The organism is Nostoc sp. 2RC (genome assembly GCF_014222165.1).
Taxonomy (GTDB): Bacteria; Cyanobacteriota; Cyanobacteriia; order Cyanobacteriales; family Nostocaceae; genus Nostoc; species Nostoc linckia.
Genome location: NZ_JACKZU010000815.1, coordinates 1 through 353 on the forward strand (window position 1 = coordinate 1; position 353 = coordinate 353).

Below are 353 nucleotides of genomic sequence, written 5' to 3' on the forward strand. Positions count from 1 at the left end.
TAGTACATCCTGATTGGAAGGGGGCAATTTATGTCACCAGAAATGGCCAAGCTGTTTATGTGCCAAAGGAATATTACTCTGTTCTCAAGACTGAAGACCTTGCCCTCCAACACACTGATGGCGAACGCTGGAATCCGGCCCACTTTGGTGAAGTCAAGAGAAAGGCTGACGGCGACCAGCTGACAATTTTCTACGACGACTCAGAAGAACCACCAGACCCAGACGACTATCAAAACTTAGACGATTACAACGAAGCTTGGCGCGAGTGGTAATTACGTGTTGGGGGGCAAAATTCACAGTCACAACTTCCGTGTGAAAGTGTTGGGGGGCAAGTAGCCAGCAGCACTCTTAAT

General features: G+C 48.4%; 1 protein-coding gene. It reads left to right on the forward strand.

Features of this window, described 5'->3' with window-relative positions; genetic code table 11:
• On the forward strand, positions 1–272 hold a 272-nt coding region (locus GNE10_RS35105), incomplete at its 5' end, for a hypothetical protein (protein WP_221643114.1).
• Between the last annotated feature and the right edge of the window lie 81 nt (positions 273–353).